Source organism: Acidimicrobiales bacterium (assembly GCA_036399815.1).
In the GTDB taxonomy this organism is placed as follows: domain Bacteria; phylum Actinomycetota; class Acidimicrobiia; order Acidimicrobiales; family DASWMK01; genus DASWMK01.
This window is the reverse complement of the sequence record DASWMK010000240.1, coordinates 1-7,273: the sequence shown is the minus strand read 5'-3', so window position 1 is coordinate 7,273 and position 7,273 is coordinate 1. Positions and strand designations below refer to the sequence as shown.

The 7,273-nt window shown below is 76.4% G+C and carries 8 protein-coding genes and 1 pseudogene; 6 read left to right on the top strand and 3 right to left on the bottom strand.

From position 1 onward, the window contains the following. Window positions 1–1,004 (top strand): N(4)-(beta-N-acetylglucosaminyl)-L-asparaginase (locus VGB14_17965; GenBank protein HEX9994818.1); only part of this gene is annotated, 1,004 nt, incomplete at its 5' end. A gap of 7 nt (window positions 1,005–1,011) precedes the next feature. Here the strand turns inward: VGB14_17965 and VGB14_17960 are convergent. Then, the gene (locus VGB14_17960) at window positions 1,012–1,545 is read right to left on the bottom strand and encodes a hypothetical protein (protein ID HEX9994817.1); all 534 of its coding nucleotides are present in this window, start codon (window positions 1,543–1,545) and stop codon (window positions 1,012–1,014) included. Between VGB14_17960 and VGB14_17955 the strand changes: the two are divergent. The 3 genes and pseudogenes from VGB14_17955 to VGB14_17945 all read left to right on the top strand — a co-directional run bounded on the left by VGB14_17955 (window position 1,544) and on the right by VGB14_17945 (window position 3,732). Continuing rightward, window positions 1,544–1,786 (top strand): annotated as a pseudogene (locus VGB14_17955) (MGMT family protein). The gene VGB14_17960 and the pseudogene VGB14_17955 sit on opposite strands and share 2 nt — an antisense overlap. Before the next feature lie 177 nt (window positions 1,787–1,963). After that, window positions 1,964–2,458: a glutathione peroxidase gene (locus tag VGB14_17950; GenBank protein HEX9994816.1), complete on the top strand. Its 495-nt coding sequence runs from the start codon at window positions 1,964–1,966 to the stop codon at window positions 2,456–2,458. Next, window positions 2,347–3,732, top strand: a complete 1,386-nt coding sequence (locus tag VGB14_17945) for an MFS transporter (GenBank protein HEX9994815.1) — start codon at window positions 2,347–2,349, stop codon at window positions 3,730–3,732. Before VGB14_17950 ends, VGB14_17945 begins: the two co-directional genes overlap by 112 nt. Here the strand turns inward: VGB14_17945 and VGB14_17940 are convergent. Continuing rightward, window positions 3,729–4,934: a saccharopine dehydrogenase C-terminal domain-containing protein gene (locus VGB14_17940; GenBank protein ID HEX9994814.1), complete on the bottom strand. Its 1,206-nt coding sequence runs from the start codon at window positions 4,932–4,934 to the stop codon at window positions 3,729–3,731. The genes VGB14_17945 and VGB14_17940 overlap by 4 nt on opposite strands. Window position 4,935: 1 nt before the next feature. Continuing rightward, window positions 4,936–5,625: a TetR/AcrR family transcriptional regulator gene (locus tag VGB14_17935; GenBank protein ID HEX9994813.1), complete on the bottom strand. Its 690-nt coding sequence runs from the start codon at window positions 5,623–5,625 to the stop codon at window positions 4,936–4,938. A gap of 176 nt (window positions 5,626–5,801) precedes the next feature. Here VGB14_17935 and VGB14_17930 point away from each other — a divergent pair, with 176 nt between their 5' ends. Together VGB14_17930 and VGB14_17925 are read left to right on the top strand one after the other, a co-directional pair. Beyond that, window positions 5,802–6,974 carry a DEAD/DEAH box helicase gene (locus VGB14_17930; protein HEX9994812.1) on the top strand — a complete coding sequence of 391 codons (1,173 nt, stop codon included), beginning with the start codon at window positions 5,802–5,804 and terminating at the stop codon, window positions 6,972–6,974. Between the two features lie 11 nt (window positions 6,975–6,985). Further along, on the top strand, window positions 6,986–7,273 hold a 288-nt coding region (locus VGB14_17925; protein HEX9994811.1), incomplete at its 3' end, for a hypothetical protein.

Genomic DNA, 7,273 nt, shown 5'->3' with positions numbered 1-7,273 from the left:
GCCCCGGCCCTGCTCGTGGTGCGCCGCCGGGCGACGGCGGGGGCCGGCGGGTGAGCGGGGTCGTCATCGTCGGCAGCGCGAACGCGCTGGTCGGCCTCGACGCCGGCTGGGACGTGCTCGCCGCCGGCGGCACCGCGCTCGACGCCGTCGAGGCCGTCACCCGGATCGTGGAGGACAACCCGGAGGACCGCACGGTCGGCACCGGCGGCCTCCCGAACCTGCTCGGCGAGGTCGAGCTCGACGCGTCGGTGATGGAGGGGACGACCAGGCGGGCCGGGGCCGTCGCCGGGCTGCGGGGGTTCCGTCACCCGGTGTCGGTGGCGAGGGCCGTGCTCGACCGCCTGCCCCACGTGCTCCTCGTGGGCGACGGCGCGGCCCGGTTCGCGGCCTCGGTCGGCGCCGAGCGGGGCGTGCTGCTGACCGAGGCGACGGCCGCCCTGTGGCGGGCCCGGCTGGAGGACGTGCTCGGCGGGCGGGCGACGGTGGAGGACCTCGTCGCCGGCCGGGCCGGGCTCGACCTGGCCGAGCTGGCCCGCCTGGCCACCGACCCCGACCGGGTCACCGGCACCGTCGACGTGCTGGCGAGGGACGCGGCCGGCCGGCTGGCCGTGGCCGTGAGCACCAGCGGGTGGGCGTGGAAGTACCCGGGCCGGGTCGGCGACTCGCCGGTGATCGGCGCCGGCAACTACGCCGACGACCGCTACGGCGCGGCGGCCTGCACGGGCTTTGGCGAGCTCGCCATCCGCAGCGGCACGGCCGGCCGGGTGGTGGCCGGCATGGCGGCCGGGCTGGCGGTCGGGGACGCGTGCGCCGCCGCCCTGCGGGACCTGGCCGGGATGGGCGGGCGCAGCGCCCCCCTCGTCGTCAGCGTGGTCGCCCTCGACCGCGACGGCGAGGTCGCCGCGGCGACGACGGACCGGGTGACGAGGCGGGAGTACGCCGTGCGGACCGAGGACCTGCCGGCCGCCGAGCTGCGCGACCGCCTCGTGGTCGACGTGGGGTAGGCCGGACTCAGGCGACCAGGGCGACGACGGCGAGGACGGGCACGGCCGCGACGAGCACGGCGGCCAGCACCGCGGCGTAGGGGAGGAGGGCGGCGCCGCCGGCGACCGCGTCGAGGCCGTCGCGCACGGCGCGGACGGGGGAGTGGTCGCGCACGATGCCGACGGCCTGCCACAGCGCCCGCAGCCGCCCGAGCCGAGGGCCGCCACGGATCCTCGGCAGCAGGTCCTCGTTCAGCCGCCGGCCGGGCTCGCCGGTGACCCAGGCGCCGGTGAGCGCGTCCCGCAGGTCGTCCTCGCCGTCCGCCACCTCCCGCAGCCGGCGCCGGTAGAGCGTGAGCAGGGCGGCGGCGAGGAGGGCGACGGCGGCGACGCCGACGGCCACCCCGGCCGGGGCGACGGCGGCCACCAGCGCGGCGTCGACCAGCCCGGCGACGGCGACGACCACGGCCAGCAGGCGGACGAGGCGGCCCGCCCACCGGAGGCCGGCCATCGCCACCCCGAGGACGACGTCCAGCCTCGCCCGCCGCTCCGTGTCGCCCATGGGTGCCGACTGTGACACGCGGGGCGCCGCCAGGCGCGAGGCGCGGGCGGCCGCGGGCGCGACCGGCGCCGGGCCTCGCCCTCGGGCCCGTGGGCCGCCGCGTAGCCTCCGGCCGGTGACCGGGTTCCAGCGCGACGTGCTCGCCGTGCTGGCCCGGCTGCGCCCGGGCGAGGTCGTCACCTACGGCGAGGTGGCGGCCGAGGCCGGCCACCCGGGGGCGGCGCGGGCCGTCGGCGCCCTCCTCGCCGCCTCGGACGGCACCCTGCCCGTGGTGGCGGGTGGTGACCTCGACCGGCCGCCTGGTGCCGGGGAGCGAGGCCGAGCACGAGCGCCGGCTGGCGGCCGAGGGGGTCGCCGTCGTCGCCGGCCGGGTACGAGCGGGGAATACCCGGCGCCGCCCCGGCGTCGGCCTCCTGCGATGACCATCTACGACCTCCCCGCCAGCTCGCTGTCCGGCGAGCCCGACGCCCTGTCCCGCCACCGGGGCAAGGCCGCGCTCGTCGTCAACGTCGCCTCCCGCTGCGGCCTCACCCCCCAGTACGCCGGGCTCGTCCGCCTCCAGGAGCGCTTCGCCGACCAGGGCTTCACCGTGCTCGGCTTCCCGTGCAACCAGTTCGGCCGCCAGGAGCCGGGGACGCCCGAGGAGATCGCCACCTTCTGCTCGACCACCTACGGGGTGGACTTCCCGCTGTTCGAGAAGGTCGAGGTCAACGGGCCCGGCCGCCACCCGGTGTTCGACGAGCTCACCGCCGTGCCCGACGCCGACGGCGAGGCCGGCGACGTGCAGTGGAATTTCGAGAAGTGGGTGGTGGACGCGGACGGCCGCCCGGTCGCCCGCTTCCGGCCCGGCACCGACCCGGAGGCCGACGAGGTCGTCGCCACCATCGAGCAGGTCCTGCCGGGGGCGAGCTGAGCGCTGCCCCCGGCGCCCGGCGGCGCATCCTCCCCGACCTGTCGCCGCTGCGCGACTCCCGCGAGTACCGCCTCCTCTACAACGGGCAGCTCGTCTCGTTCCTCGGGCGCCAGGTCACGGTCGTCGCCGTCCCGCTCCAGGTCTTCCTGCTCACCGACTCGTCGCTCGCCGTCGGCCTGCTCGGCATCGCCCAGCTGGTGCCGCTGCTGGCCTTCTCCCTCGTCGGCGGGGCCGTCGCCGACGCCGTCGACCGCAGGAAGCTGCTGCTCGTCACCCAGGCGCTGCTCGCCCTCACCTCGGTGGGGCTGGCGCTGAACGCCATGACCGACGACCCCGCCGTCTGGCCCCTCTACGTGCTCACCGGGGCGGCGGCCGGGCTGTCGGCCATCGACTCGCCGACCCGCACGGCGGCCATCCCGGGGCTCGTGCGCCGCGAGCAGCTGCCGGCCGCGCTCGCCCTCAACCAGGTGCTCTACCAGGTCGGCGGGGTCGTCGGCCCGGCCGTCGGCGGCGTCGCCATCGCCCGCTTCGGCTTCGCCGCCGCCTACTGGATCGACACGGCCTCGTTCGCGGCGGCCGCCGTCGCGGTGGTCCGCATGCGGCCGATGGTGCCGGAGGGCGGGGGCACGAAGGCCGGCCTGGCGTCGGTGGCCGAGGGCTTCCGGTTCCTGAAGGGCCGCCGGGCCCTCCAGGGCACGTTCGTGATCGACGTGAACGCCATGGTGTTCGGCATGCCGAGGGCGCTGTTCCCGGCGCTCGGCACCGAGGTGTTCGGCGGCGGGGCGACGACCGTCGGCCTGCTCAACGCCGCGCCGGGCGCCGGCGCGCTGGTCGGCGCGCTCACCACGGGCTGGGTCAGCGGGGTGCGGCGACCGGGCGTCGCCGTGCTCTGGGCGGTGACCGTGTGGGGGATCGCCATCGCCGGGTTCGGCGCCGTGCCGTGGCTGCCGCTCGGGCTCGTGCTGCTCGCGGTCGCCGGCGCGGCCGACGTGGTGTCGGCCGTGTTCCGGAACACGATCCTCCAGCTCGAGGTGCCCGACCGGCTGCGGGGGCGGCTGTCCGCCGTGCACATCGCCGTCGTCACCGGCGGGCCCCGCCTGGGCGACGCGGAGGCCGGCGCCGTCGCCGCCGTCACCACGCCGCGGTTCTCGGTGGTGTCGGGCGGGCTGGCCTGCGTGGCCGGCGTGCTCGTGATCGCCCGGCTGATGCCCCAGCTGGCCGCCTGGCGGCCGCCGCCCGAGCCCGAGCCGGCCGCCGCGCCGGCGTCCGCCTAGCGCTCCTCGACGGCCGTCGGCGTGCCGTACTCGGCCAGCAGGTCGAGGAAGGGGACGGCGTCGAACGCCTCCGGCCCGAGCACGCCGGTGCCCCGCCAGTCGCCCCGGTCGAGCAGCTCGAGGGCGGCGACCGGGTTGAGCGCGGTCTGGAGGACGACGGCCTGGCAGCCCCACTCCTCCATGCAGCGGTCGTTGTCGGCCACGTGGTACAGGTACACCTCCCGCGGCGACCCGTCCTTGCCCGTGCCCTTCACCCAGGTGCCGGCGCAGGTGCGGCCGTGCATGCGGTCGCCGAGCGTCGCCGGGTCGGGCAGCACGGCGGCGACCACGTCCCTCGGGGCCACCTCCACCCCCCGCACGCTGACCGGCTCGGTCGAGTCGAGGCCGAGGAGGTGGAGCGTGCGCAGCACGTCGACGAACTCCTGGCCGAGCCCGTACTTGAACGTCACCCGCCGGCAGTCGACCCAGCGGGGGATGAGCACGACCTCCTCGTGCTCGACGTTCACGCACTCGACGGCACCGATGCCCTCGGGGAACTCGAACACCTCCGGCTCGGAGAACGGCTCGGTGGTGTACCAGCCGCGGTCCCGCTCCCACACGAGCGGCGGGTTCAGGCACTCCTCGATCGTCGTCCAGATCGAGAACGTCGGCGCGAACGCGTAGCCCTCGACGACGAGGTCGGCCCCGTCCCGCACGCCGATCTCGTCGATCGAGGAGAACAGGTGGTCGGCGGCGTAGCGGGCGAGCACGTCGGACAGGCCGGGCTCGACGCCCATGCCGACCAGGGCCAGCAGCCCGGCCCGCTCCCAGCGCTCGGCCGCCGCGAACTGCTCGTCGCCGAGCATCACCCCGGGCACCTCGTACGGGCGCTCGGGATGGGGCCGCGACAGGCTCATCGCCATGTCGAGGTAGCCGCAGCCGGCGTCGAGCGCGGCGTCGAAGATCGGCGGGTCGAAGCGGGGGTCGCAGGCGTTGACGACGACATCGGCCCTGGAGGCGTGGGCCAGGTCGGCGACGGCGGCCCGGTCGCCGGCGTCGAGGGCGGCGGCGGCGAAGCGGCCGTCGGCCAGCCGGTCGGCGACGGCCTGGGCGCGCGCCGGGTCGACGTCGGCGAGCACCATGTGGTCCACGAACGACCGCCGGGCGGCGACGGCGGCGATGGCCGAGCCCACCCCGCCGGCGCCGACGACGAGGGCGCGCACGTCAGCTCAGGATCTTGGTGAGCATGTGGGCCAGGACCGCCTTGGCCTGGGCCACGGTGAGGCCGCGGGTCTCCCGCAGGGTCTCCCACGTCGGCCACGTGGTGGCGACGAGGAGGGCGGAGGCGACGACCTCGCGCTGCTCGCAGTCGTACGCCTTCAGCTCCGGCTCGAACACCCGCTCGACCTCGAGCCAGGCCCGGTCCCTCGCCGCCTGGATCTGGGTGGCGACCTCACGGGAGAACGGCGCCTGGAGCCCGGCCGCCCGCCTGATCGGGGTGATCTTCTCCATGCGCAGCGCCTTCACGTCGACGAAGGCGGCGATGCGCTCGCGGAGGGTGTCGGGCAGCGGCCCGTACATCAGCAGCGGGAGCAGGCGCAGCTCGTAGTGGCGCTCGGCGGCCGCCGCGAACAGGGTGTCGAGGTCGCGGAAGTGGACGTAGACCGAGCGCCGGGAGACGCCGGCCCGGTCGGCGACCATGGCCGCCGTCGGCCGCAGCTCGCCCTCCTCCAGCAGCTCGAGGAACGCATCGACGACGGCGGCGAACGTGCGCTTCGACCGGGCGATGCGGCCGTCGACCTTGACCGGCCCCGTGTCGGGACCGTCCCCGTGCTCGGCGTCCCACGACTCGTCCGAGCGTTCCTCGTCGACCACCTCGAGCATCATCACCGGCCCCTTCGCGGCACTCGGCACGCCGCACACCGTAGTCGCCCGCCCACGACTCGTCTTACCGGCCGGTCACCAACCCCCGGAGCGGGGGAAACCGCTGGTAGCCTGCCGGGTGGCGGGGTGTGAGCCGGGCGAACCGGCGCCCCGCGGGTCTCCGCATCGACCGCGCGGCGACCCAACCGCGAAGATCCGGAGAGCTGTTGCACACCACCTTCCGGGCGCTCGGGGTCGCACCCGACCTCTGCGCCACCCTCGCCGAGCGGGGGATCACCACCCCGTTCGCCATCCAGTCCCTGACCATCCCCGACGCCATGGCCGACCGCGACGTGTGCGGCAAGGCCAAGACCGGCTCCGGGAAGACCCTGGCCTTCGGCCTCCCGCTCGTGGAGCGGACCGCCAAGGCCCTGCCCCGCCGCCCCCGCTCGCTCGTGCTCGTCCCCACCAGGGAGCTGGCCGTGCAGGTGAGCGAGGAGCTCGCCCCCCTCGGCGCCGTCCGCCAGATCCGGGTGGCCGCCGTGTACGGCGGGTCGAGCATCCCGGCCACCGTCACCGCCCTCCGCAAGGGCGTCGAGATCGTGATCGCCACCCCGGGGCGGCTGATCGACCTCATCGAGCGGGGCGAGATCTCGATGGCCGACGTCAGCCGCGTCGTGATCGACGAGGCCGACCGCATGGCCGACATGGGGTTCCTGCCCCAGGTCGAGTGGGTGCTGCGCCACACCGACGGGCGCCACCAGACCCTGCTGTTCTCGGCCACCCTCGACGGCGCCGTCGAGACCCTCGTCACCCGCTACCAGCGCGACCCGGTCCGCCACGAGGTGGCCTCCGCGTCGGTGACCGTCGACGGCATGGACCACCGCTTCGTGCTCGTGCACGAGATGGACAAGGTGAAGGTGGCCGCGGCGATCGCCAGGGGCGTGCAGCGCACGCTCGTGTTCGTGCGGACCAAGCGGGGTGCGGACCGCCTCGTGCGCAACCTGCGGGCCGAGGGCGTCAACGCCGCCGGCCTGCACGGCGACCTCCGCCAGTCGGCCAGGGAGCAGGCGCTGTCCCGATTCTCCGAGGGCGACCTGCCCGTGCTGGTGGCCACCGACGTCGCCGCCAGGGGCATCCACGTGGACAGCATCGACGTGGTCGTCCACTACGACCCGCCCGAGGACCACAAGGCCTACCTCCACCGGTCGGGCCGCACGGCGAGGGCGGGCGACACCGGCCTGGCCGTCACGCTCGTGCTCTGGAACGAGGAGCTGGCCGTGCGGCGGCTGCAGACCCGCCTCGGCATCCGCTCGCCGATCACCGAGATGTTCTCGAACGACCCCCGGCTGGCCGACCTGGCCGCCTGGGACCCGCACGCCACCGCCGAGGTCGCGTAGGACACACCGGCGTGCCCCGTCGCCCGCCGCCGTTCCTCGCCGGGTTGCCGGCGGTGGCCGAGGCGGCGGGAGCGACGGCGGCCCAGGTGCTCGCCGCGCTCGCCGTGCGCCTCGGGGCGCCGGCCGACGGGCGGCTGCGGCTGCTCGCCGAGGCCGGCGACCCGGTGCCTCCGCCGGGCCTCGCCCTCGCCCTCGACCCGCCCGACGGTGCCGGGCCGGGCCTGCTCGGCGAGGCCCACGAGGCGCTGCTGCCCGCTGGGCGGCGGCGGGCGGCCGGCGCCCACTACACGCCGGCGCCG

Coding starts and splice junctions, on each gene's coding strand:
- VGB14_17960 (HEX9994817.1), bottom strand. CDS start 1,545: ATGGGCGACACGGAGCGGCGGGCGAGGCTGGACGTCGTCCTCGGGGTG.
- VGB14_17950 (HEX9994816.1), top strand. CDS start 1,964: ATGACCATCTACGACCTCCCCGCCAGCTCGCTGTCCGGCGAGCCCGAC.